At 37.3% G+C, this 26,230-nt stretch carries 22 protein-coding genes; 15 read left to right on the forward strand and 7 right to left on the reverse strand.

Going from position 1 to position 26,230, the window contains the following annotated elements:
* Positions 1-193 precede the first annotated feature (193 nt).
* The gene (locus H4J70_RS06050) at positions 194-3,010 is read right to left on the reverse strand and encodes a diguanylate cyclase domain-containing protein (protein ID WP_182221822.1); all 2,817 of its coding nucleotides are present in this window, start codon (positions 3,008-3,010) and stop codon (positions 194-196) included.
* A gap of 237 nt (positions 3,011-3,247) precedes the next feature.
* On the reverse strand, positions 3,248-3,916 hold the full coding sequence (gene mutH, locus H4J70_RS06055; RefSeq protein WP_310733524.1) for a DNA mismatch repair endonuclease MutH: 669 nt from the start codon (positions 3,914-3,916) through the stop codon (positions 3,248-3,250).
* A gap of 162 nt (positions 3,917-4,078) precedes the next feature.
* On the opposite strand from mutH, the gene rppH reads away from it, so the two are divergent.
* The 4 genes from rppH (at position 4,079) to H4J70_RS06075 (ending at position 8,715) form a co-directional block, all read left to right on the forward strand.
* Positions 4,079-4,585 carry an RNA pyrophosphohydrolase gene (rppH, locus tag H4J70_RS06060; RefSeq protein ID WP_182216909.1) on the forward strand — a complete coding sequence of 169 codons (507 nt, stop codon included), beginning with the start codon at positions 4,079-4,081 and terminating at the stop codon, positions 4,583-4,585.
* 113 nt (positions 4,586-4,698) lie between these two features.
* Positions 4,699-6,975 (forward strand): phosphoenolpyruvate--protein phosphotransferase, encoded by a 2,277-nt coding sequence (gene ptsP / locus H4J70_RS06065; protein WP_182216907.1) that lies wholly within the window; start codon positions 4,699-4,701, stop codon positions 6,973-6,975.
* A 36-nt stretch (positions 6,976-7,011) separates the two neighbouring features.
* Positions 7,012-7,833: a sulfite exporter TauE/SafE family protein gene (locus H4J70_RS06070; protein WP_070375985.1), complete on the forward strand. Its 822-nt coding sequence runs from the start codon at positions 7,012-7,014 to the stop codon at positions 7,831-7,833.
* A gap of 48 nt (positions 7,834-7,881) precedes the next feature.
* Positions 7,882-8,715 carry a thymidylate synthase gene (locus H4J70_RS06075; RefSeq protein WP_182216905.1) on the forward strand — a complete coding sequence of 278 codons (834 nt, stop codon included), beginning with the start codon at positions 7,882-7,884 and terminating at the stop codon, positions 8,713-8,715.
* Between the two features lie 58 nt (positions 8,716-8,773).
* On the opposite strand, the gene H4J70_RS06080 is transcribed toward H4J70_RS06075, so the two are convergent.
* Together H4J70_RS06080 and yegQ are read right to left on the reverse strand one after the other, a co-directional pair.
* Positions 8,774-9,019, reverse strand: a complete 246-nt coding sequence (locus H4J70_RS06080; RefSeq protein WP_182216903.1) for a YfhL family 4Fe-4S dicluster ferredoxin — start codon at positions 9,017-9,019, stop codon at positions 8,774-8,776.
* Positions 9,020-9,026: 7 nt separating this feature from the next.
* A complete protein-coding gene (gene yegQ / locus H4J70_RS06085; protein WP_182221821.1) occupies positions 9,027-10,427 on the reverse strand; it encodes a tRNA 5-hydroxyuridine modification protein YegQ in 1,401 nt (466 codons plus the stop codon).
* 271 nt (positions 10,428-10,698) lie between these two features.
* Between yegQ and H4J70_RS06090 the strand changes: the two genes are divergently transcribed.
* Complete coding sequence (locus H4J70_RS06090; protein ID WP_182216900.1) at positions 10,699-11,541, forward strand: HDOD domain-containing protein; 843 nt, start codon at positions 10,699-10,701, stop codon at positions 11,539-11,541.
* 106 nt (positions 11,542-11,647) lie between these two features.
* Here the strand turns inward: H4J70_RS06090 and tolC are convergent, their stop codons facing one another.
* Entirely contained in the window at positions 11,648-13,009 is a 1,362-nt protein-coding gene (gene tolC / locus H4J70_RS06095; RefSeq protein ID WP_182216898.1) for an outer membrane channel protein TolC, read from the reverse strand.
* Between the two features lie 195 nt (positions 13,010-13,204).
* Here tolC and H4J70_RS06100 point away from each other — a divergent pair, with 195 nt between their 5' ends.
* From H4J70_RS06100 to arsJ, 8 genes are all read left to right on the forward strand, one after another.
* Positions 13,205-13,843 (forward strand): NUDIX domain-containing protein, encoded by a 639-nt coding sequence (locus H4J70_RS06100; protein ID WP_182216896.1) that lies wholly within the window; start codon positions 13,205-13,207, stop codon positions 13,841-13,843.
* A complete protein-coding gene (locus H4J70_RS06105; RefSeq protein ID WP_182242520.1) occupies positions 13,844-14,338 on the forward strand; it encodes a DUF1249 domain-containing protein in 495 nt (164 codons plus the stop codon). It begins immediately after the preceding gene.
* A 5-nt stretch (positions 14,339-14,343) separates the two neighbouring features.
* Positions 14,344-15,105, forward strand: a complete 762-nt coding sequence (locus tag H4J70_RS06110) for a metallophosphoesterase (protein ID WP_220470362.1) — start codon at positions 14,344-14,346, stop codon at positions 15,103-15,105.
* Position 15,106: 1 nt separating this feature from the next.
* Positions 15,107-15,706, forward strand: coding sequence for a YqiA/YcfP family alpha/beta fold hydrolase (locus tag H4J70_RS06115; protein WP_182216893.1), 600 nt, complete (start codon positions 15,107-15,109; stop codon positions 15,704-15,706).
* A 57-nt stretch (positions 15,707-15,763) separates the two neighbouring features.
* Entirely contained in the window at positions 15,764-17,650 is a 1,887-nt protein-coding gene (gene parE, locus H4J70_RS06120; protein ID WP_182175801.1) for a DNA topoisomerase IV subunit B, read from the forward strand.
* A gap of 211 nt (positions 17,651-17,861) precedes the next feature.
* On the forward strand, positions 17,862-18,218 hold the full coding sequence (locus H4J70_RS06125) for a metalloregulator ArsR/SmtB family transcription factor (RefSeq protein WP_182216891.1): 357 nt from the start codon (positions 17,862-17,864) through the stop codon (positions 18,216-18,218).
* A 22-nt stretch (positions 18,219-18,240) separates the two neighbouring features.
* A complete protein-coding gene (locus H4J70_RS06130) occupies positions 18,241-19,266 on the forward strand; it encodes an ArsJ-associated glyceraldehyde-3-phosphate dehydrogenase (RefSeq protein ID WP_182216890.1) in 1,026 nt (341 codons plus the stop codon).
* A 130-nt stretch (positions 19,267-19,396) separates the two neighbouring features.
* Positions 19,397-20,638: an organoarsenical effux MFS transporter ArsJ gene (arsJ, locus tag H4J70_RS06135; RefSeq protein ID WP_182250775.1), complete on the forward strand. Its 1,242-nt coding sequence runs from the start codon at positions 19,397-19,399 to the stop codon at positions 20,636-20,638.
* 70 nt (positions 20,639-20,708) lie between these two features.
* Here arsJ and H4J70_RS06140 read toward each other — a convergent pair whose 3' ends face one another.
* Complete coding sequence (locus tag H4J70_RS06140) at positions 20,709-21,872, reverse strand: flagella assembly protein FlgT (RefSeq protein WP_182216887.1); 1,164 nt, start codon at positions 21,870-21,872, stop codon at positions 20,709-20,711.
* A 195-nt stretch (positions 21,873-22,067) separates the two neighbouring features.
* Here H4J70_RS06140 and H4J70_RS06145 point away from each other — a divergent pair, with 195 nt between their 5' ends.
* Entirely contained in the window at positions 22,068-22,724 is a 657-nt protein-coding gene (locus H4J70_RS06145) for a FlgO family outer membrane protein (RefSeq protein WP_070375998.1), read from the forward strand.
* 39 nt (positions 22,725-22,763) lie between these two features.
* The gene (locus tag H4J70_RS06150) at positions 22,764-23,231 is read left to right on the forward strand and encodes an LPP20 family lipoprotein (protein ID WP_070375999.1); all 468 of its coding nucleotides are present in this window, start codon (positions 22,764-22,766) and stop codon (positions 23,229-23,231) included.
* 17 nt (positions 23,232-23,248) lie between these two features.
* On the opposite strand, the gene H4J70_RS06155 is transcribed toward H4J70_RS06150, so the two are convergent.
* Positions 23,249-26,137: a TonB-dependent receptor gene (locus H4J70_RS06155; RefSeq protein WP_259368006.1), complete on the reverse strand. Its 2,889-nt coding sequence runs from the start codon at positions 26,135-26,137 to the stop codon at positions 23,249-23,251.
* Positions 26,138-26,230 lie beyond the last annotated feature (93 nt).

A 26,230-nucleotide genomic window follows, 5' to 3' on the forward strand; every position in this document is an offset into this window, starting at 1 on the left:
TCGCTACGAAACTAACCGCTTCCGGTCGCAGGTTCAACCCTGCCGCGCCCACCACATTTGCTGAAAAGCAGAAATAAACCAACTTTCGAGTTGGTTTTATTTGCCTGGAATTTGGTTTGTTCCGTCTGTAAAAAGTTAAAGTCGCTTTGGAGGAAAGCTTGCTAGATAAACAGGGTTTTTTAATATAGCTATTTTAAACGGATCTATTTCTGCCTTGCTTTTTGGCTAAGTATAAATTTTCATCGGCTTGGCCAATAAGCTTTGTTATGAACGTTATACGTTCAGACCTATTTTTCAGGGGCTCTACAAGTGAATTTACTACGCCTACGCTAATGGTAATATTTGATGATACCGCAGAGTGTTCATGGTTTATGCCTAATGTATTAATGGATTTTATGCAAAGGTCGGCAAAATTTTTAGCTTGTTGTTGGTCAATTTCTGGTAATGCAATAATAAATTCTTCCCCGCCGTATCTAGCCAAAATGTCACCGCTACGGTGCAAGCAAGATAAAAGATTTTGTGCAACCAGCTTTAAGCATAAATCACCAGCTAAGTGACCATAATTATCGTTATACTGCTTAAAATAATCTATATCTATCATTAGAATACTAAAGTGATACTTATTTCGGCTGGCTCTTTTTATTTCTTCATCCACGAAATTTTGAAAGGCCCTACGGTTATTTATTCCAGTTAATTGATCTTTGTTTGACAGTAGCTCTAATGATAGATTCATCTCCTGCAGTTTTTGATTGGCAATTGACAAATCTGCCGTTCTTTTTTCGACAATCCTCTCTAGTTCTAAATGACTTTCATATAGTTTCCAAAAATTTTTGCGCTGTTTAATTTTTATGATACTGGTTGCTATGGCTTTTTTTATCCATGTTAAAAGCTTAAAAATAGTCCCTTTCCTGATCACTTTTATTAAAAGTAGTTTGATCTTTTGATTTGACTGGGCTAAACCGCACTTAACCTGAACTTCTAGTAAATATTCTCCAGAAGGAAGGGCTGAGTACATTATTGGTTCGTGTTTGGTTTTTCGCCAATTATCGTGAAATCCAACCAGTCGATAGTGATAACTAATGCTTTTTTCTTTCCACAACCAATAAGAACAAAGCATAATGTCGAGGTTCCAACTACCTTCTTCTATGGTTAATATATTGCCATCAAGCAGGAATTGGCTACTGCTCGAAACAGATTTTATCTCAGGTATTGGTGCTTGTACGGTATCAATTAATCTGGGTATTTCAATGACGTTTAAGCTTTCATTGAGACCACACCAGTAACTATCTTCACCTTTCCTCAATAGGCTACGGCTGGTTGTAAACTCCCAAAACTGACGTTCGGGAACATTATTAATAACGTACTTTGGTTGCCGACAATTGATGTCAAACAACTGCAGACCTTGCGACGTACCAATGAGTATTTCATCTTGATTGTGCCATCGGCAGGTCCAGGCTGCGATAGAATCGCTAGACTCGAAAATTTCGGTGACTTGTGAGTCAATCATCAATAATAGTTTATTGTCAGCTGCTATCGCGTATGCACCCTCTTTATTAACGTTGATATCGTAGATGTTAAGGTATTTATTCTTTAATTCGACAGAAATGAGCGTGTTGTCATCGGTGTTATAGATCCACAGTCCTCGACCAAGTGTTGTAACAAAATAGTTATTTGTATCTTTTGGGACTATTGTGTAGATATAACTTAAGGTTTTTCCTAATGAATCATTGATAGGTTCAAACTTTTTACTGCTTGGATAAAATATGAATAAACCGTAAACACTGCCATATAGATAATTTTCTCCAATATTCTGAATACAACGTCCAGCACCAATGTTTTTGTCAGTAAAAAGTTGTACAGAAGAATTATCTGTCATTTCACAGATGGCTAGCCCTTCATTACAGGCAGCAAAGATTTTTAGCTGTTTGTCTTGGTAAATATCCCAACAAGTTAAGTTTTTTAAGCTGCTTATTTCACTCTGTATCGCATCATTTTGCGATGAAAGTGAATAACTATGGCCTGTGCCTCCAATAAGAATGTCTTGTCCATTTTGAGCCAGTCGAAGCGTTAGTATTGATGTAGCTTTTTTAGGTACAAACGTTCGAATATAGTCATTCAAAGCTGGATACTTAATTAATCCACTGAAGTCGGTAGTAGCCCAAAGATTGTTGAATGAATCGTAACAAAGATCGGTGATTTTTGCGGTGGTAAATAGCGTCTTTCCTTTTTTCCAAATGTAATCGTGCTTTATTAGTTCGTATACACAGGTTTTCTCTGCAATGATCATATGATTTGAATGAGGAAACAATATACGGACAATCGTTGACTCTATATCAGGGAGTTGGATATGCTCTTTAAGTTTTAAATCAAAATCTAAAATGATGATGCTCTTGTTATTAGCAATGAGAAAGCCTTGCGTCGATGCACTAATATGGTTCGCCGAGTTAAAGCTCTTGGTGTATTGATTAATAAGAGGTCGAATCATTTCATTTTGGTACACCCAAATGCCTGACTGTGACATTTGAATAAGAATAGTTTGATCTTTGCTTTTAACAATACTGAGTACGCCTTCGCCGGAAACGTCAAGGCTTACTTTGTTCAATTCATCCGACTTGCTATTCCATCGATATAGCCCTTTGGCGCATCCTAATAAATAGTCGTTGTTATCAATAGATATCGCGCATTGGCACCAACCAAGGCCAAGGTCAACTGTATTAAGATCAACGATGGATTGATGGGTTTCAGCGTTTATAATTGAAATGCCTAAATCTGAGCAGGCTAAAATAGTATCTCTATTTGAAGTAACTGAACGTTGACCGTGAGTTAAAAGTCCTGAATGTTGATTAAGAATTTCAACGTGTTCACCATCATATATAGCTAATCCATTAGGTGTGCTTAGCCAAAATTTTCGGTGAGAATAACACAGACTATGTATTTGTTGTGATGGCAGTCCTTCAAGGCGGGAGATATTCTCGATTATTAAAGAAGGCTTAAGGGGGTGACTATTCATAGAATGACCATAGTATATTTCAGATAAGCCTTATAACGTATTCTTTCAAAACCAGTAACAACGAAGTGAATCAACGAGTAATAAGATCAGTACCTGTAACAATAGTTTAAATTTTACTTTTTAGCATAGATAAGTTCATAAATTCAGTAGTTAAAGTAAATCAGTCAATTAATAATTACCTGATGGTTTGTGTATTTAAGATAAGTTTCAATTGAAATATGAATACCGCAGATATCGTTAATCAATACGCAAATGATTACGTAATAACATGTGTGTAAAAGATGTTTTTAAATAAAAGCCACGAGGCAGTGTTCGAAAGGGCTCGCCGTGTTTATTAAAGGCTTGTGTTTTAGCTTGGCTATTGGCCGCTTTGGGGCGAAGTTGTAACACTTGGCCATGTTTTCCTGAGATGTTTTCTACTTCACCTAATACAATCATATCGGTAAGCTCTTGCCAGTCTAGGGCGAGTAATTGTTCTTCTTCATAAGACGGGGACCAAATAAAAGGGGTGCCAACTATACGCTCGCCTATTGGTATATGTCGTTCAGAAATTACCGGTACCCATAAAACACGTGCCATTTTGTTGCGTATATGGCTGGTTTTCCAACTAGCCCCTACTAAGCCAGTCAAAGGTGCAACACATACAAATGTTGTCTCTAAAGGTTTGCCTTGCATGCTAATGGGTAACGATTTTAATTCAATACCTAAATGTGGAAAGTCAGGTTCAGGTTTTGACCCCGCACTAGCGCCAAGAACCTGCTCAAGTAAAAGACCTATCCAACCTTTTTCTCTCGTTAAATTCTCAGGGACTACTACGCCTGCTTGTTCAGCTATTTCAGCTAAATTAAGTCCAGCAAGCGCTTGCGCTCTTTTTAGTAAATCATCTTCGTTAGTAGGGATATTAATTTTAATGAGTAAACTCTTTAGTCGTGACTTTTCTTTACTCAGTATAAAGATTCATAACTTTTGACGCTATGGTCTAGATAAAATAAAAAATTAATTAATTGCCCGCAAGCCCATATTATGGAAGAATCAAGATATATTTTATGAAAGTTATTGGGAATTCCTTTGATAGATGCCGAAGGCTATAGAGCTAATGTCGGCATAGTCATAATCAATGATAGAGGACAAGTATTTTGGGCTAGGCGTTATGGTCAACACTCGTGGCAATATCCACAAGGGGGGGTTGATGAGGGAGAAACAGCAGAAGAAACCATGTACCGAGAATTACACGAAGAAGTGGGATTAAAACCGGAACATGTCAGTATTGTTGCTTCGACCAAACACTGGTTGAGATATAAATTACCAAAACGTTTAATTAGGCATGAAAGTAAACCTGTTTGTATTGGGCAAAAACAGAAATGGTTTTTACTTAAGCTAACTTCAGAAGAGTCTGCGGTTGATTTACTTCACTCTGATCATCCAGAGTTTGATGATTGGCGTTGGGTAAGTTACTGGTACCCAGTGCGTCAGGTAGTGTCTTTTAAACGTGAAGTTTACCGTAAAGTGATGAAGGAATTTGCTCAGGCGTCTATGCCTTCTTATCGCCATCAAAACCGTAAACGTCGTAGTTGATTATTATTATGTAGCAGTTTTATACGACAAAACAAAAATGTATAATATACCCGTATCACTTAAAGATGACCCTATATCTTAAAGTGAACGGGCATTTTTATTTAAGGAGCCGTATGTTAACTATCCTACGGAGAATTGTTCTAGAATTTAGCCAAAACGCTGAACTCGACAGTGCATTACATCGTATGGTGGAACAAATAAAAGAAACGATGAATACTGACTGTTGTTCAATTTATCTTGCTGACCACCTCAAACAACATTTTTTATTGGTTGCCTCTGACGGTTTGGCAGAAGGTTCATTAGGTCAAACAACCATCGGTTTTACTGAAGGCTTAGTCGGTTTAGTGGGCCAGCGAGAAGAACCACTTAACATTGCTAATGCGCAAAACCATCCTCAATTTATTCATGCCCCTGAAGTTGAGGAAGACGAATTAAATGCCTTTCTGGGGACCCCCATTATTCATCGACGAAAAGTGCTGGGCATACTGGCGATTCAACAAAAAGAGGCTAGGCATTTTACTGAAAATGAAGAAGCATTCTTAGTTACCTTATCAGCCCAACTAGCTACTTCATTGGCCAATGCTGAAGCTAATGTGTTAATCACAGAGCAAGATGCTAATAGTCATTGGACTAAAGCATTACAGGGTGTTGCTGGCTCCTCAGGGGTAATGATTGGTGAAATGTTTGTTGTGTATCCAGCGGTAAGTTTAGCTTCTGTTTCTTTACAACGAACTAAAACCCCAACGCTAGAGTTACAATTTTTTGAAGAAGCCGTGGCGAAAACACGCATAGATTTTGATTTCATGGCCAGTAAGTTACAAGGGATTATTGCGGAGAGTACTTTAGATATTTTCGATATGTATAAGCAATTATTAAATAATGCAAATATTACTAAAGAAGTTACCCAGAAAATAATATCAGGTTGGACTGCTGAAAGTGCTTTAAAACAAATCATTGATAGCTATATTATTCAGTTTGAAGCCTTAGATGACCGTTATTTGCGTGAAAGGGCCAGTGATATACGCGATTTAGGTAATCGATTATTACTTAACTTAAAAAAACTAAATATAAAAGAGCAACAACTTCCACGAGAATTTATACTAGTTGCTGAAGAAGTAACGGCAGCTATGCTTGCACAATACCAGCACCAAGGCTTAAAAGGTGTAGTCTCGCTTCAGGGCTCCAATAATTCTCATGCTGCTATTTTAGCAAGAGCACTAGGTGTGCCAGCGGTAATGGGTATTGAGAAAATTTCGCTTAGTCGATTACACCAGAAGAACTGTATTGTAGATGGCTTTAGTGGTGAGCTTTTTGTTCAGCCTAATGAAGCCTTACAACGTGAATATCAACACTTAATCACTCAAGAGATATTACTCGCCGATAAGGTTAAAAAAGTAGCGCAATTGCCTGCTATTACCAAAGATGGTCAAACCATTGAGTTGCAACTTAATGCTGGGCTTTCATCAGGGTTTGAATATTCAAAAAATTCAGGTGCTGTAGGGATCGGTTTGTATCGTACTGAAATTCCTTTTATGAACCGCAGCTGCTTTCCCTCTGAGTCAGAGCAAACTGAACTTTATCGTCAAGTATTAAGTGCTTTTCCTGATCAACCTGTAACTATGCGTACCTTAGATGTTGGTGGTGACAAGTCGTTACCCTATTTTCCGATAAATGAAGATAATCCATTTCTTGGTTGGCGTGGTATTCGCATTACACTTGATCATCCTGAAATTTTTCTCTTACAAGTACGAGCAATGTTGCGAGCGAATGTTGGCTTAAATAATTTAGAAATTATGTTGCCGATGATTTCAAGTACTTTAGAGGTAGACGAAGCAACTCGTTTAATCAATCAAGCTTATTATGAACTGTCTGGTGAACTTGATTTTATCGGTGAAGAAAAGCTCACTCGTCCAAAAGTTGGTATAATGATCGAAGTGCCAGGTATTATTTATCAATTGCCTGAATTAGCCAGTAAAGTTGATTTCTTTTCGGTGGGCAGTAATGATTTAACTCAATATTTATTAGCAGTTGACCGAAATAATGCCCGCGTATCAGCGTTATATAATTCATATCATCCAGCTGTTTTAAGAGCGCTTAACCATATTGCAGAACAATCAGCTCGCTCATTGGTACCCTTGAGCCTATGTGGCGAGCTAGCCAGTGAACCAGCAGGCGCTTTATTATTATTAGCGATGGGATATGACAAATTGAGTATGAACGCGCATAATATCGCAAAAATTAAATGGGTGATCCGCCATGTTGATTTTCATCAAGTAAAAATGATGTTGGCACATGTGTTAACCCTTTCAACATCCAAACAAGTACACAGTTATTTAAATGAACAACTTGAACAATTCGGTTTAAGTAGTTTCGTACGTGCCGGTAGGTAATGTATCCGGTTAATTTAACTTAAAAAGCAGTAAACAATGTTATTAAGTATCTTTCTAATTTGCGTGTTACTCGGCTCAGTGGTCGGTTTCTCTGCTGGTCTTTTAGGCATAGGTGGCGGGTTGATAATTGTACCCGCTTTGGTGTATTTATTACCGCAGCTAGGCATTGAACCGAACTTAGTTATGCCAATGGCGCTTGCGACCTCGTTAGCCACTATTGTTGTTACTTCACTTTCCGCGGCATTAGCTCATCACCGTAATAGCAATATACCTTGGCCACTTGCTAAGCAACTCATGATGGCGATTGCATTAGGATCGTTACTTGGCGGATTTATTGCTGATATGCTTTCTGTTGTTGCACTAAAAAATACTTTTGCTATTGCTGTTTTTTTACTTTCGTCTTATATGTTTATTGCTATAAACCGAGCGAAGAAAAATAAATTAATTAATCACAACGATGATGAAAAACTACCCAAAAATATCATTGTTAAAGGTATTGGCTTTTTTACTGGTATTTTAGCAAGTCTAATGGGCATTGCTGGTGGTGCTATTCTAGTCCCGATATTAAGTTACTTTAAAGTTCCTTTACGCCAATGTATTGGTGTTGCCACGGTCAGTGGTATGGTTGTGGCCATATTCGGTGTTAGCGGCTATGTGATTGCTGGTTGGGGAGAAGAGAACTTACCCAAATATAGCTTAGGCTATGTTTATTTACCTGCCTTGCTTGGTATCATTATTACGTCTTCTCTTTTTGCTCCAATAGGTGTTAAAGCGGCGAGTAAGTTACCGGTCGGTACTATCAAGAAAGCATTTGCGATATTTTTGATGCTAGTAGCAGTTAAAATGATATTAAGTTAGTACAATAGCGTTTGTTTAAAATTAAAATTTTTTAGAGAAGGAAAGACAGTGAAAGAATATTTAGATCTCATGCGACATGTTCGTGATAACGGCGTACAAAAATCAGACCGCACAGGTACAGGCACCAAAAGTATTTTTGGTTATCAAATGCGTTTTGACTTAGCAAAAGGCTTTCCACTGGTCACCACTAAAAAATGTCATCTAAAATCAATTATTCATGAATTATTATGGTTTATTAAAGGTGAGTCTAATATTGCTTACTTAAGTGAGAATGGCGTTAAAATTTGGGATGCTTGGGCAACAGAGTCGGGCGAACTAGGGCCTGTATATGGAGTACAGTGGCGTAATTGGCCATCAGCCAATGGCGAAACAATTGATCAACTTACACAATTGATTGATGATTTAAAAAATAACCCAGATTCACGACGTCATATTATTACCGCTTGGAATCCTGCATTATTACCTGATACATCTATAAGCCCTGCAGAGAATGCTGCACAGGGCAAGCAAGCATTACCCCCGTGCCATACGCTTTTTCAATTCTATGTACTCAATGGCAAGCTGTCGTGTCAATTATATCAACGCAGTGCCGACATCTTTCTAGGTGTACCCTTTAATATTGCAAGTTATGCACTATTTACCATGATGATCGCCCAAGTCTGTGATTTAGAGCTAGGTGATTTTGTTCATACTTTCGGAGATGCTCATTTATACTCAAACCATATGGAACAAGTTGATGAACAACTAAGTCGCACTCCGCTACCTTTGCCAACTATGAAAATTAATCCTGAGATAAAAAGTATTTTTGATTTTACTTTTGAAGACTTTGAATTAGTGAATTATCAATGCCACGCTCATATAAAAGCCGCTATATCTGTCTAAATACAAACTTAATCGACTGAGCAATTGCACGTTATTGTTTCAGTCGTAGTAGGTGCTGTTAACCATGCATAGCGATAAATTTAGCTAATAACGTTTGCTCATTTTCATTATGCTTTGGATCTTTTTTGATACAATCAATAGGACATACGCTAATACAAGTCGGCTTGTCATAATGGCCAACACATTCAGTACATTTATCCACGTCAATTTCATAAATCATGCTACCCAATGCAATGGCCTCATTAGGACATTCTAGATCACACATATCACAGTTAATACATGCATCTTCTATAATCAGTGCCATGGCCCTATTACGCTACTTGATTTTGTGTAAACGGTTGGCGTGTTGTGCCACCTTCATTAAGGTAGCGCATAATAATACCAAAAGTTAAATCGTGCTCGCTTACTAGCGAAATTGATACTTTATGACCGGACCCTTTTGCGTCAATAATAACTTCACCTTTGGCGTTCTCCATATGAGATAAAACAAAAGATGTATTACCTAGCGGTGTCATTAACTCTAAACGGTCACCGACTAGAAATTTATTTTTTACTTCTATTTCTACTAAACCTGTTATTTCGTTGCGGCCTAATATTTCACCAACAAATTGCTGAGTATCACTTTTTGAATAACCGTAATCAGAATTTTGTGTGTCACTATGGCGGTGACGTTTTAAGAAACCTTGGGTATAACCTCGGTGAGCAAGATGTTCTAAATCGGTATTTAAATTTTGATTAAAAGGTTTATTACTTAAAGCATCAGAAATAGCTTGGCCATAAATTTGTGCTGTTCGAGCACAGTAATAAAATGATTTAGTTCGACCTTCAATTTTTAATGAATGCACGCCTATTTTTATTAAACGTTCTACATGTTCAACGGCACGTAAATCCTTTGAATTCATTATATAAGTACCGTGCTCATCTTCAAATGCTGGCATATATTCACCGGGTCGACCTTGCTCTTGCAATAAAATAATATCCTCAATTGGTTGTTGCTCTGGAATAATGATTTTAGCTGAATCAGGGATAAATAGTTCTGGTTTTACTTTAGTGTCTGGCTGTACCGCTATTATATCACCGGTTTCGTTTTCTTTTGCTTGGTGGCTATCATATTTCCAACGACAAGCATTTGTACATGTTCCTTGATTTGGGTCGCGTTTATTAATGTAACCAGACAACAAGCAACGACCAGAATATGCCATGCATAAAGCACCATGAACAAAAACTTCTAATTCCATTTCAGGGCATCGAAAACGAATCTCTTCAATTTCATCAAGCGATAATTCACGTGATAAAATAACGCGCTCAACACCTTGTTGATACCAAAACTTTACGGTTGCCCAATTAACCGCATTAGCTTGCACAGATAGATGAATTGGCATATCAGGGAATTTTTCCCGTACCATCATGATAAGGCCGGGATCAGACATGATCAGGGCATCGGGCTGCATTGCTATAACGGGCGTAATATCTTTAATAAACGTTGTTAATTTACTGTTATGTGCAGCAATATTATTGACTAAGTAAAACTTTTTACCTAGGGAATGAGCTTCATTAATACCAATTTTAAGATTCTCTAAATTGAATTCATTATTTCTCACCCGTAAAGAGTAACGGGGTTGCCCTGCGTACACAGCATCAGCTCCGTAAGCAAAAGCATAACGCATATTTTTTAAGGTTCCAGCAGGCGATAATAATTCAGGTTTTAGCATAATGAACAACATAGATGATTTATATTAGCGGTATTATAAAAACATCGTTTGTCATAGGTAAACAGCTTATCAGGCGGTTCTTTGATGAAAATCATATTAAGTGATTAAAAACTAGAATTTTAAATATTTGAGCATTTGTCTAATAAAGATACAGTATTGAAAAATTTACTAATATTTGACCTAAAATAATAATATAAGCAAAAAACTGTGCTACTTTTTAATGTAATACAATTGATAATTGACAAATGATAATAATAATTAAGGTGAGACTATGGGAACTGAAAATGCCCTTTATACAATTTTAGTAGAAAAAATTAAACAAGATGCGCTTGTACTTCCAACCTTGCCAGAAGTAGCACTGAAAGTGCGCCAAGCGGCGGATGACCCAAACATTAACTTAAAACAAATGAGTGATATTATCGGTCATGACCCTGCTTTATCTTTGGGTATGTTGAAAGTAGCGAATAGCGTTATTTTAGGACGTTCTGTTAAAGTTGAAACAGTCAACCAGGCTGTAACTCGCATTGGTTTGCGCCAAATCAAAAGTATCGCAACAGCGATGGCGTTAGAGCAAGTATTTGTTTCAAAAAATGAAATAGTTTCAATGTATTTGAAAAAGTCATGGAAAAAAACCGTCGATGTAGCCGCAGTTGCCATCAGTTTAATGACTTTTTATATCCAAGACCATAAACACACATCATTAACGTTAGACACCTTAACATTGGCGGCACTGGTTCATAATATAGGTGTTTTACCCATTTTAACTGAAGCTGAAAATCATCCTGATGTTTTCGCTAACCCGACTTTTTTACAGCAAGCTATTGCTAAGTTAGCTGCGGATATTGGTGGAGAAGTGACTAAAGCGTGGGGATTCTCAGATGAATTTGTCACTTTAGTAACCAGTTGGAGTGATTTAACGGTATTACCTTCTGAAACTCATTATTTGGACTTCATTCGTGCAGGTGCTATTCACAACGGTATTTTCAAGAATGTATCAACCTGTGAAGTGTTATTAAAAAGCTATGTGAATAAAGGTATTTTACCTGACGTGGACTTTATGAAAAGTGAAGAATTTCAACAGATGGTTACTGATGTAAAAACTATGTTTAGTTAATAACAATAAAGTTGTAGACAATAAAAAACCCTGAAATATCAGGGTTTTTTTATATCTATAACTTTTAAACCTACAATTAATACTTCACAAAGGAAGTTTAATAAGCTTACTTAGCGGCACTTAACCCTTGATTGATGTTGATTAAGTCTTGCTCACTGATTGTACCTGCCGCACGTTTTAACGATAAAATTGATTGTACATAATTATAGCGCGTTGATGATAAGTTACGTTTTGCGTTATATAAATTACGCGTGCTATCTAACACATCAACAATAGTACGAGTTCCTACTTCAAAACCAGCTTCCGTTGCTTTTAATGCACTATCAGCACTAACAACAGATTGCTCAAGGGCTTTGATTGCCGAAACAGCAGCAATAACGGTGTTGTAAGCATTACGTGTATTACGAACAACATTACGATAAGTTAACTCTAAATCTTGGCTGGCAGCAACATAGTTGCTCTGTGCTTCGCGAACAGCACTTGACGTAGCGCCACCAGAATAAATAGGTACGTTTAACGTTATGCCGATAGACTGACTATCTAAAGCAGGGTTTTCAAAAGTGGCATTGTTTACTTCGTTATCTTGATCTCTAGCACCATAACTGCCCGATAAACTTAATGTTGGATAATGACCAGATCTTGCGATATTAATATTTTCTTTAGCAACATCAACCGCTATTTTTTGGCTAATTAAATCTAAATTTTTTGCTTCTGCTGTTTGTTGCCATTCATTTGCACTGTCAGGTATCGGGCGTGAGGTACTGAAACGTTCAGTGTTTAAAACACTTAAGTCTCTTGGATACACATTGGTAATTACCCTTAACGCTTCTTCTGCAGTGTAAACACTGTTTTCAGCGCGAATTTCAGAAGTAACGGCATTATCGTATTGCGACTGTGCTTCATGCACGTCTGTTACTGCTTTTAGACCAACAGAGTAACGTTGTTTTGTCTGTTCTAATTGACGCTCAATAGCCGCTTTCTCAGCTTTAGCAAAATCTAAATCGTCTTTAGCACTTAAAACATCAAAATAAGCGGTCGTTACTCTAACAATCAATTCTTGTTTTGCTGCTTGATAAGAAACATCACTGCGGTGCGCGGCTTTTTTGGCATTATCTAATCTTAACCATGTACTATGATTGTATAATGACATACTTAAACTCAAGCCATAGCGCAAAGTATCAGATTTATTGGTCAATGTTCTATTTGATGATTGCCCATCATCCGATGTTGGAATAAATTGATCTTTACTCATTGTGTAGCTAGCTGAAGCACTGATCTCTGGTAATAAAACAGCTCTGGCTTGATCTATGCCTTCTTTTGATGCGTTAAATAAAGCCTTTGATCTCAATACGGTAGGATCATTTTTTTGTGCTTGTTGATAAACGCCCAATAAATCTTCAGCGTTAACTAACGTAGTATTAGTTACACAAACCAAACCAATGATCAGTGCCGTAATTGTTTTTTTCATGAGTGAGCTATTCCTTTGAGTGTGCCATGTACGCTATATTATTATGATACTATCGTATCTTGATTTTTGAATTAGCTAAATAAAATAAGTGTTTGCGAATGCATTCTAGTGTAACAAAATGTTTTATGCTAGTGCTCGCTTTATTATAGTATCTTCATTTATTTTAAATTTTTATATGGGAAATAAAGCCACTCAATGCCTAACAAAAATACAAAACCATCAAAGTTTTCAAATAAAGACGTCACCATTTATCAACAAAAAACCTGCTACCAAGGTGTGTTTAAAATGGATGAGTATCAACTTAGTCATCGACTATTTGATGGTGGCGAAAGTAAAGTATTAACGCGCGAAGTTTTTGAACGTGGTCATGCGGTAGTCGTTATTCCTTACGATGCGACCTATGATCGTGTTGTGTTAATCGAACAATTTCGAGTTGGCGCTATTGGTCAAGGAGACACGCCATGGCTATTAGAGTTTGTCGCCGGTATGTTTGGTCAAGATGAATCGCCTATTGATGTTGCTATTCGAGAAGCTAAAGAAGAAGCCGACTTAACGTTAAATGCTAATCAACTCGATAAAGTGCTGGAGTATTTTTCAAGTCCTGGTGGTATGAGCGAAGTTATACATTTATATGTTGCTAATATAGATAGCAAAAATGTCTCAGGGGTGCACGGTTTAGAAACTGAAAGTGAAGATATTTTGTTGCATGTCATGTCAAGAGAACAAGCCATGTCGTTGTTAGAAAATGGAAAAATCACCAATGCAGCAACAATAATTGGGTTACAATGGCTACAGAATAACTTTCATCAACTACAGCAGAAATGGTCTTCGTAAATGATACAGCAAAGTAAAAAATATCAGCCAAGATTATCAACCTTAATGAATCTTTGTGAAGTTAACTATATGTTTTTAGTTCGCTTATTGGCCAGTCATAACGATGAAGAAGCGGTTGGTGATGAGCGGTGTTTTTTTATTTCTGATTTTTTATCTTACAAGATAACAATACTCGAAATTACTCGCTACACCAGCTTGGTGAGTATTCGCCAAGAACTGCCTAAGACAAAAGCAGTCGTTACTGGAGAAGATAACAATAATAAAACGGTATTTGACCACATTTTACGTCCCAAAATGATTATCCGTTTATATCATGATGCTCGAATGGCTGAGGTGATCAGTAATCAAGACATCAAACAAGTTAAACCTCGTTACGATTATCCTAATAGTAAAATGCATTTACCTGATGAAAAAGAGCAAATTAATCAGTTTCTTAAAGAATGGCTGCAACTTTGTTTAAAGTTAGGCCAAGTCAACTTATCACTTTTTGAGTAATCCTTTTGTCTTCTATTTTTAAAATTGCGCAAATAAGCGACTGCCATTTGTTTTCTCAAACAGATGGTTTGCATCATGGTGCTAATGTTTACCATAATTTAGTCAGTGTTTTAGACGACATTAAAAATCAGCATTTAGTCGATGCTATTGTATTCACCGGTGATATAACTCAAGACCATAGTGAAAAGTCTTATCAACTTTTTGTGCAAGCTGTTGTTGAAAGTGACATAGCGATACCTTTTTATTATTTGGCGGGGAATCATGATGAACTCGAGTTATTGGATAAATATTTATCTGTTCCTCCTTTCAATCATGAAAAAGTCTTTAATGATAAATATTGGCAAATTGTTTTACTTAACAGTAAAAGTGAAACACCGAAAGGTCTGGTAACACCAAGCGATTTATCTGCATTTGAGTCACTAATTGATGATAAAAAACATCAATTAGTGATGATGCATCATCACCCATTAGATGTTGGTTATTTTATTGATCAACACGGTTTAGAAAATCAAGCAGAGTTTTGGCAAACGATTAATAAGTTTTCGAGTATCAAAGCTATTACCTGTGGTCATGTGCATCAAGCATTAACCTTGTATTCAGACCAATCACCAGCCATTCCCTTATTTACTTGTCCCGCTACATCGATTCAATTTGACACCAATAAAAGCGCTGGTGCTTCAAATGGACAAGGGCCAGGCTATCGTGTTTTTTCGCTATTTACTGATGGAAAAATAAAGTCAGACAGCTACTTTTTAACAAAGGAATAAAATGTCTAAACAGGTTAATATTTTATATCTACATGGTTTTAATTCATCACCACAATCGATGAAAGCACAACTGACAAAGCATTACTTTAATGAACATTTTCCCGAAGTCTCATTTTTTAGCCCTCAGTTAGCTTCGTCACCAACGGCTGTTATCGAACAATTAACGACACTAATAGACTCAAAAAGCGATAAAGAAAACATTTGGTATTTTATTGGTTCGTCACTAGGTGGCTATTTTTCAACGTATTTATCAGAGAAATATCAAGGCAAAGCCGTATTAATTAATCCGGCGGTAAAGCCCTTTGAATTATTAGTTGATTATTTAGGTGAACAAACTAATCCTTACACACAGGAAGTTTATTACATTGAAAAGCATTTTATTGAGTCATTAAAAAGCCTTGAACAACAATTTATTTCGAAAAATAATTACTTGGTCATGGTACAAACAGGCGATGAAGTGTTAGATTATCAAAAAGCTGTCGATAAATATTGTGACTGCCAAATAATTGTCCAGCAAGGCGGGGATCACAGCTTTATTGATTACTCGAAAGTGTTACCTAAAATTGCGATGTTTTTTAATTTATACCCAACGAGTCAATAAAGTAGACCGATAGGTATTAAAACATTTTTTAATCATAATCATTATTAGAATAGTTAAATGAGCGAACAATATAATTCAGACTCCATTGAAGTCCTCAGTGGTTTAGACCCAGTACGACATCGTCCAGGTATGTACACAGATACTTCTCGCCCTAATCATTTAGGCCAAGAAGTTATTGATAACTCGGTTGATGAGGCTTTGGCTGGGCATGCGCAAAATATCACCGTTGTGCTCGATAAAGACCAATCACTGGAAATTATTGATGATGGTCGAGGCATGCCAACCGATATTCATCCCGAAGAAGGTGTCTCAGGTGTTGAGCTTATTTTCTGTAAACTTCATGCCGGTGGTAAATTTTCTAATAAAAATTATCAATTTTCTGGTGGTTTGCATGGTGTTGGCATTTCTGTGGTTAACGCACTTTCTACCCGAGTTGATGTTTCAGTTCGCCGTGACAGTAAAGTGTATGAAATGGCTTTTGAGCATGGTGAAAAAGTTGAAGAGTTACATGAAACCGGTACGGTTGGCCGAAGAAATACCGGTTCACGCGTAAAGTTTTGGCCTGATCCTAAATATTTTGACTCAGCAAATTTTTCAGTGCGTCGCTTAGTACATTTATTAAAAGCGAAAGCTGTTTTATGTCCAGGCTTGACCATCAAGTTTCATGACAAGAATGAAGATAAAAAATATCAATGGTATTACGAAGATGGTTTAGTCGACTACCTGAAAGATTCTCTTAAAAGCTGTATTTGTTTACCTGAAGACCCTTTTGTTGGGACTTTTTCTTCTTCGCATGAAGCCGCTGATTGGGCCGTAACTTGGCTCTCTGAAGGTGGAGAGGGCATTGGAGAGAGTTATGTCAATTTAATTCCAACCATCCAAGGTGGCACACACGTCAATGGTTTACGTCAAGGCTTATTGGAGTCAATGCGCGAATTTTGTGAATTTAGAAACCTCATTCCTCGCGGTGTAAAATTAACGCCAGATGATATATGGGACAAATGTTCATATATTTTATCGGTGAAAATGCAAGAACCACAATTTGCAGGACAAACTAAAGAACGTTTATCTTCTCGACAATGCGCCGCTTTCGTTACCGGTGTGGTAAAAGATTCTTTTAGTTTATGGTTAAATGAACACACTGAAATCGCAGAAAACCTTGCTGAATTTTGTATTTCAAATGCTCAGCGACGCTTGCGTGCCAGTAAAAAAATTATTCGTAAAAAAATTACTCAAGGACCTGCTTTACCCGGGAAATTAACTGATTGTGGCAGTCAAGATATTGCCCGAACAGAATTGTTTTTAGTGGAAGGAGACTCGGCGGGAGGTAGTGCTAAACAAGCTAGAGACCGTGAGTTTCAAGCAATTATGCCGCTTAGAGGTAAAATTTTAAATACCTGGGAAGTCGATTCCGGACAAATACTGGCTTCACAAGAGGTCCATGATATTTCAGTGGCATTAGGCATAGATCCAGATAGCGATGATTTATCAGAATTACGCTACGGTAAAATTTGTATTCTTGCCGATGCCGATTCCGATGGTCTTCATATCGCAACGTTATTATGTGCTTTATTCATGCAACACTTTTTACCTTTAGTGCAACGTGGCCATGTTTATGTGGCTATGCCACCACTTTATCGTATCGATGTCGGTAAAGAAGTTTTCTATGCCTTAGATGAAGCCGAAAAAGACGGTGTTTTAGATCGAATAGAAGCTGAGAAAAAACGTGGTAAAGTTAATGTACAACGTTTTAAAGGTCTGGGTGAAATGAACCCTCTGCAACTACGCGAAACGACTATGGATCCAAATACACGTCGTTTAGTGCAATTAACGGTAGATGAGCACTCTGAAACGATGGAGTTAATGGATATGCTACTGTCAAAGAAACGTAGCCCAGATAGAAAAACATGGCTGCAAAGTAAAGGTGATATGGTCGAAATTTAGCCATATTTAGTTTCTTAACACCAAAGCATGAGTTAACTCATGCTTTTTTTTGCGCTTTTATCTAACAACTGTTTTTTTAAAGGTTATTTGCATACTCTCTCAATATGAAATAACATATGTTTTTCCATATATATGAAAAAACATATGTTAAATGTGTGTTGTTATTTTATGTATGTTCCAAATAAGCTTTCGAATTAATGCGGTGCCAGTTATGAATAATGATAGGGTGGTTCAATTTTTTAAAAATTTAGCTGATGATACTCGGCTAAAAATAATTTTACTTATACAAATGGAAAAAGAACTGTGTGTCTGTGAATTAACGGCCGCTTTGTCTTTATCTCAACCTAAAATATCACGTCATATTGCCCAACTTAAATTACATCATATTCTCAGTGAACGAAAAGTAGGACGCTGGGTTTTTTATAGTCTCGTTGATGCAATGCCATTTTGGCAAAAAGAAGTCATCGAGTTATCAAGTCTTAACAATCAAGCATATTTAACCGCATGTGTAACAAACCTTATTGATATGGGCAATCGTCCGAGCAGACAGCAAACATGTTGCGAATAACCTTAATAAATAGGAATAAATCATGACAATTAAAGTAGGAATTAATGGCTTTGGCCGCATCGGACGTTTAGTTTTACGTGCGGCATGGCAATGGCCAGAAATAGAGTTTATTCAAATTAATGATCCCGCAGGTGATGCTAAAACATTAGCACACTTACTGAATTTTGACTCTATTCATGGTCGTTGGAAATTTGATGCACAAGTCGACAATAACCAAATGATCGTCTGTGATGAAGATGGTGAACATCACATTAATATTAGTCATAATTTAACCATAGCTGAAACTGACTGGTCACAATGTGATGTTGTTGTAGAAGCTTCTGGAGTGATGAAAACGACCAAACTATTAAGCGCTTATTTAGCACAAGGTGTTAAACGGGTTATGGTTACAGCACCCGTAAAAGAAGAGGGCGCCTTAAATATTGTCATGGGCGTTAATCATCATCTTTATAACAAAGCACAGCATAAAATTGTCACTGCTGCTTCTTGTACCACTAATTGTTTAGCGCCAGTGGTTAAAGTTCTCCAAGACAGTGTTGGCATAAAACACGGCAGTATGACGACTATCCATGATATTACCAATACGCAAACAATCCTTGATGCGCCTCATAAAGATTTACGTCGAGCGCGAGCTTGTGGCCAAAGTTTAATTCCAACGACTACCGGGTCTGCAACCGCTATTACCCATATTTTTCCTGAGCTAAAGGGAAAATTAAATGGTCATGCCGTGCGAGTTCCGTTAGCGAATGCCTCAATTACTGACTGTGTATTTGAGCTAAATAGAGCCGTAACAGTTGAAGAAATTAATCAATTGATGTCTACGGCGGCACAAGGAGACCTAAAAGATATACTTGGCTATGAAGAGCGTCCTTTGGTCTCTGTTGATTATAAAACGGATCCACGTTCATGTATTGTTGATGCGCTATCAACCATGGTTGTTAATGACACCCAATTGAAAATGTATTTGTGGTATGACAACGAATGGGGTTATGCCAATCGAGCTGCAGAGTTAATGTTGTTAGTTGGACGATCTGATATTAAGGACTAGTCTTTGAGAATATCGACATAGACTGCGTTTTTAAACGAATAATATCTTGGCGTTACGCTAATGTTTAATACTCTTGATTATTTATTAGCATACGCCAACATCAATCGAAAATACCATCATTGGTACCTTTATGTTAAACAAAATAACTGCACTGCCTAGTGCGGTAAAACAGTACCTATTAATTACCGCTAACTATTGGTTTTTCACCTTAACCGATGGTGCTTTGCGTATGCTGGTATTATTACATTTTCATCATCTAGGTTATTCCCCGCTTGCCATTGCGATGTTATTTCTATTTTATGAAGTTTTTGGCGTGATAACCAACCTAGTTGGCGGGTGGTTAGGAGCAAAAATTGGTTTGAATAAAACCATGAATATTGGTCTGTTCAGTCAAGTTTTTGCTTTATTAATGCTAACAGTTCCTGAACAATACTTAACCGTTATCTGGGTTATGTTGGCACAGGCGCTGTCGGGTATAGCTAAAGATCTTAATAAGATGAGCGCTAAAAGCAGTATTAAAACGTTGGTACCAACGAGCAATAACAACCAAGATCACGCTGTTCTTTTCCGTTGGGTTGCTTATCTTACAGGATCAAAAAACGCCTTAAAGGGTATCGGTTTTTTCCTAGGTGCCTGGTTACTAAGTACCGTGGGATTTTCAGTAGCCATGCTAATAATGGCGAGTGTGCTAGCGATTGTTTTTGTGCTTAGTCTGTTATTATTGCAAGGTGATTTAGGTAAGGCAAAGCACAAAGTTAAATTTAAAGAGATATTCTCAAATCACTCATCATTAAATTATTTGGCGGGCGCGCGCTTATTTTTATTTGCTGCTAGGGATATTTGGTTTGTTGTCGGATTACCGATATATTTGGTCAGTAATTTAGGTTGGCAACATACTAATGTTGGGATATTTATGGCGTTATGGATTATCGCTTATGGTATTGTTCAAGGCTCAACACCTAAATTTTTTATTAAAAATAACCAACATAATATCAAGGGTCATTTGTTATTTACTTGGGGGATGATTTTATCCGGTGTTACCTTGTTGTTAGCACTGTTGATGTTTTATGCGACCAAGCTCAACATCAGTACTGAAATCATTATTATTGCAGGCTTATTTATTTTTGGGGCTGTTTTTGCTATTAATTCTGCGCTACATAGCTATGTGATTGTAGCCATGGCGAAAGAAGATGGCGTTTCTATGGATGTTGGCTTTTATTATATGGCTAATGCCCTGGGAAGGTTATTAGGGACTGTTATGTCAGGTGTTATTTATCAATTTACTAACTTAATTACCTGTTTAATCATTTCCGCTTTGTTTGCTGGACTTTCAGCCTTATTGATTAAACGTATTAGTCTGTCAAACGAATAAGGCGCAAAACAGTGACAATGTTAACGTTAACAGCATGCTGGTAACGTTAACATTCTATATAGCGATGAAGTTAGTAACGCACCGCTAAATCATTTAATTGGATGTTACCCAATAATTGCCCGTCAGTAGTCATTGCCTGTGCGCTTTGCTGAGACACTTGGGTTATTTTTACTGTGTAAGGGCTAACGTTAAAACCTGCATAGGTTTTTCCTGAGTCAGTAATGATATTATTTAAGTGTAATAGAGAAAACTCATCTCCAACTTTTACGCCATGCCTTTTACCTAAATTAATCGTTAACGAATTACCAGCTATTTGCACTACCTTGCCACGAGTAGGTTGACACATCATATTTTCGTCGATATCAATGATCATATCCCCTAACACTTTTTCAATGGCCATTCCGTATTGGCTTTGCCAGAATACTTCGCTATGAACATCAACTTGCTGACGTTTGCCAAATTCCCATGGGGCAGAACTACGGTACTGCTTAGTGAAGACAGATTCACCATTAGTACCGTTGTAAATATATAGGCTGACACTAAACTGACGGTTAAAAACATCTTCTTGCCAGAACTGCCAACCGTTGGTTGAGGCTTGTGCAAAGCTAATGTCATTAATTTCAGAATACATGACATACTGAGTATCGCTGATATTAGCTAACGACATGGTGAGATTTTTTATTGCTTCAACTTGTAAGCTGTTATTTAATCTTGAGAACTGAGACTTCTCTTTTAATAACAATCTGGTGTCTAGATAAATACCTTGGTTGTTAATTTTATAAGCAAGTTTAGCCATCAATTTATTATCAAGAGCATAAATTTTACCGATACTCGCTTGCTCTCTATGCATTAAGTTACTACGGGTAATTAATAAAGACTTTCGATAATCAGAAGAGAAGCACTGTTTACTTTGTGGGAAGATGTCAGCACGAATGGTTACGGTGACCAAATTGCCCTCATAATTTTCATCAACCAGCTCAAAAGAGTTTACGGTACCGCTGGCGCGAATATTTATTTCATTTTGTGTCAATAATCCGTTAACCGTTTTTTGCACACTCGATACGGAAGCTCCGGCAACGAGTAAGGCTTTTTTTAATGCATTCTCTATGGCTAATGTTTTTGCTCGTTCGGCATTGCCCTGCATTATTACTGACTTTCCCTGAGCTTCATACCACTGGGCATCAGCAGAATGAGTGATAAAAAATAAAAGTAGAGCTGATATAAATAAGCGCATATGAAGTCCGTCAGTAAAAAAGGTTTAATATCTACTGTCGAATATGCAGTTTCTATGCCCACTTATTTTAATACGCAAGTAACTTTATAGATTGGCGCGATTTGTGCTTTATTTATATTAGAAACTATTTGATGTCGTTTATCGATATTACTGCAAAACTGATTATTCGCTTTCAGAGCGATCAAGGGGAGCTCAATGAAAAAGTGGCTTATTCCATTATTTATTCCAACGTTGATGTCGTGTTCATCAATGAATATGATGAGTGATGAAGATAATTTTTATAAATCAAAGCAAGAAGTACGAGGTGAAATTGACAGTTTCAATCTACCTCGACATGCGATAGCAGATGTTGTTAAAGGGCTTACTTATCAGATGCTTGAAAGCAGCTCTTTTGTAAACCCTAAAACACCTATCGCGGTAGCTTCTTTTGTCGAATTAGAAAACCTTGAGTCAACTAATTGGCTGGGTAATCAAATATCAGAGAACTTTGTTCATGAATTACAGCGCCATGGTTTAGTTGTTATTGATTTTAAAACGACGGGACATATTCGTGTCACTGCTCAAGGTGATTATGTTTTTAGTCGCGACTGGAAAGAGCTGCCAGAGCGGCAGATTATTGACTATGTTGTAACCGGTACCATGATGGAACAAGAAAATGGTGTGATGATTAATGCTCGGATGATTGGTATGCAATCACGTGTTGTTGTTGCCACGGCACAATCTTTTATCCCAAGCTGGGTAATTGGTGAACAGATTAATCAAGATGAAAGTGTTCGGATAAAAGATGGATTAATCATTCGAAACAGCGTTATGTTAGCAGAAGACGAACGTTCAATTAAAATTGTTAATTAGTTTTTTATATTGATGTAGGACTAACTTTTGGTATTTATGATGAAAAAAATTATTCTTAATATATTAACCGCTGGTAGTTTAGCTTTGTTACTTGCCAGCTGTTCTAGTGTTTATGACAAACACGTACAATGGCAAAGTGTTAAGCCTGAAACCTTCCCTGTGTTACATGCTATTGGCCAAGCGCCGATAAGTTTGCAAAACTCACAACATGAAACGCAGCGTATGTTGATGGCGATTAATGCCTCAAAGCTTGCCGCTTATGCAGAACTTGCAGAACAAGTTTATGGGCAAAAGATAAATGGTGAAATGACCATGTCACAACTGATAATGGGTAAAAATGAAGTGTCAGCGTCAGTTCAAGGTGTCATCCGCGCAGCTAAAGTGATTAAAAGCTATCCTGTTGGCGACAGTTACACCACAGAGTTAAGTTTAGACTTTGAAGATGTTTATAATATTTATTTAGCTTCTTCACCCAAACGTGAAATTAAAGCGGTTACCTATTATTAAGTGTTAACAGCACACCCTTAAAAATCATATTGCAGACTTGCATAAAAATATGCGCCGTTAAAACCGAAAGGAGCTGATCGGCGTGAATATTTGAATACACCTGTGCTATCAACAATGATATTACCTTGTTGATCTTCAATTGTGCCTCCTCGAGAGTTTCCTATACGATTTTTGTCAGGCATAACATCAAATAAATTATGACTACCCACAGTGACCGCAAGATTTTTTGACATTTGATGGCTAACGCTAATATCAGTTAATAGCTCTGCGCCATAAGTTTGTTTACCACCATCGGTTATTGTATATTTACCATAGTGATTGAACAATATATTGATGGTCCAGTGCTGGTTTTTATAAAGGGTGTTTACACTTATTTTATTGCGTGGTTGCCACTCTTCAATGATAGAAATATCTTGCTGTGAAAAAATTTCTTCAACGCTAATGGTATGCAGTGTGCTGTGATCAGGTGTAAATAACTTGGTTACCTCTGTATTGGTAAAGTTTGCCGCTAAGGTGAAGTTAATATCTCCAGAAAAAGCTTGAGTCTGCCAAGTAGCAACAATATCTGTGCCTTGAGTTGCGGTATCTGCACCATTTAAGAAAAACTGTCCTTTGGTAACAGACTCCTCAGTAAAAGCTTGGTCGAGTAGAGGTGATATTCCCATACCCAATTTACTACTAATGACAATACGATTATCAATATCAATCTGATAAAAATCAAAGCTAATATCTACATTTTCAGTAGGGCTATAGATAAAGCCAACACTGAGGTTGTCAGATTCTTCTTCTTTTAAAGAAGGCACCCCGAGTCGAGTGGTCAAAGTACTATCATTTCTGAATGTTTCCACTTCCTCACTCAACAATGAGCCACTTTCGTCAACAATAAACTGTGTACTGATATTATTGAAATACATTTGCTGCATAGAAGGTGCACGAAAACCTGTGCTATAGGCTCCGCGCAAAATAAGTTGCTGGTGTGCTTGCCAATGCACCGCAAGTTTTGTATTGGTGCTGTTACCAAATATATCATAATCATCATAACGAATGGCCGCACTGAGCTCGATAAAGTCATTGATTTGGGTCACAGACTCCGCAAAAAGTGAAACAACATCACGGCTCTCGTTAACCGCAAGTTCAGGTGCAACCCCCGGAAAACCTTGAATACCACCAGCGGCATCTTGGTCAAACAATGCTTGATTATTGTCGGTATCATAATCCTGAAAGCTGTAGGGGTTACCTGGTATTATTTGGTATATTTCTTGGCGAAACTCTGCGCCTAACGCGAGTGAATAATTTTCATAGTCTTGGCTAAAAAGTAAATTTACTGTCTCAAGTGACAAGGATAGCCCGTAAGCAAAAGCAGACTTTGGTAATTGAGCACGTAATTCATCTACTGTTAAGTCACTGGTTTGTAATAGATAGTTAGTGTAAGAAGCATTAAGTGAATCTTTAGTCGTATAGTCTATTTGGTTCTTTCCATAGGTATATGAAATATCAATGGCGCTGTCATTATCGAAAGCCACTTTATAGCCAAAATTGTATGACATATCTTTTATATCTGAATCTATTTTGGGTAAATAACCCTGAGGAATCGTTGCTTGACCATCGCTTAATAGTGGGTTTTCATTGTTATTCGCGCTGTGACGAAAGAATGCGGCAGATTGGTTTTCTCGATGTGAATAGGTTAAAAAGCCATAAAGTTGCCCGTTATTCAGTTCAAATGTACTGTTTGCGGCAAAAGAAAGTTGTTGATACGAAGGGTCGCCAATACGAAATGTTGCTCGGTTAGCGGATAACTCTCGAGGATCATCGGTTTGCCAATGACCATTGTCCAATTGAGTGCACTGGCCAAATTGGCAGGCACCATGTAAACCTGAGCGGTTGGTACTTTGATGGTCGACTAAACTTAATGTGGCATTGATAAAGCCATCATCACCCAGCGGTAAACCTTGCGTATAAGATAGCTGAAAATCTTGACCATCACCTTGCTGATAAGCACCAGCTGATGTTATTAAGGTCGCTTGCTCATTACTATCGTTTAGCACAATATTAATAACACCCGCTATGGCATCCGAGCCATATTGTGCGGCTGCACCATCACGTAAAATTTCAATACGTTTAATGGCTCTTACTGGAATGGCGTTCATATCTGTACCAGCTGTACCTCGGCCAACAGAGCTATTAATATGAATTAAACTCGCTTGATGACGACGCTTACCATTTAATAAAATCAGTGTCTGATCCGGTCCTAAACCACGCAATGTTGCTGGCTGTAATACGTCACTGCCATCACTTATTGCTGAACGAGAAAAATTAAAAGAAGGTACTAGTGCTTGCAATATTTGACCAAGGTTAGTCTGGCCACTATTACGCAGAGTGTCCGCAGATATAATATCAACAGGAACAGGTAACTCTTTTACGGTTCTGCCATTAATATGACTACCAACAATAACTATTTTTTCAATGGCTTTGACTTTTTCTGTGGTCTTAATTTCTTGTTTAGATTTGCTCTGCGCTGTAACGTTATTTTTCTGCTTTATCGACCATTGGCCTTTATTATTTATTTCTGCATGAAGCCCCGTGTTTTTAAGGAGCTTCCTCAAAGCCAAAGAAACTGAGTAATAACCCTCTATGGCATTACTGTTAAAACTTCGGGTTAAATCATAAGAAAATATAATGGTCTGATCGGCCTGCTGGGCAAGTTTAATTAATGCTTGATCAACGGATTGAGCGGCGACAGTAAAGTGCGTTATATTGGGTGCAATAGCTTGTACTTTAGCTTGAGTGGTTAAACTAAAAGATAATGGAAAAATAATAAAGAATGAACAAAAAAAATGTGTCAATAGTTTTGTTAAAACGGCACGGTGTTGCTGTTTTTTTCTTTCTTTAAATAAATAGTTTAGCAAGGTGTCAACTAGTGCTTTGATTGTGATCGTTGAATACAGAAAGCTCACCTTCTATTTATAATTTTTATTCATTGTACTTATCTATAGCCTATT

This window comes from Colwellia sp. BRX8-9, assembly GCF_014077245.1.
Taxonomy (GTDB): Bacteria; Pseudomonadota; Gammaproteobacteria; order Enterobacterales; family Alteromonadaceae; genus Colwellia_A.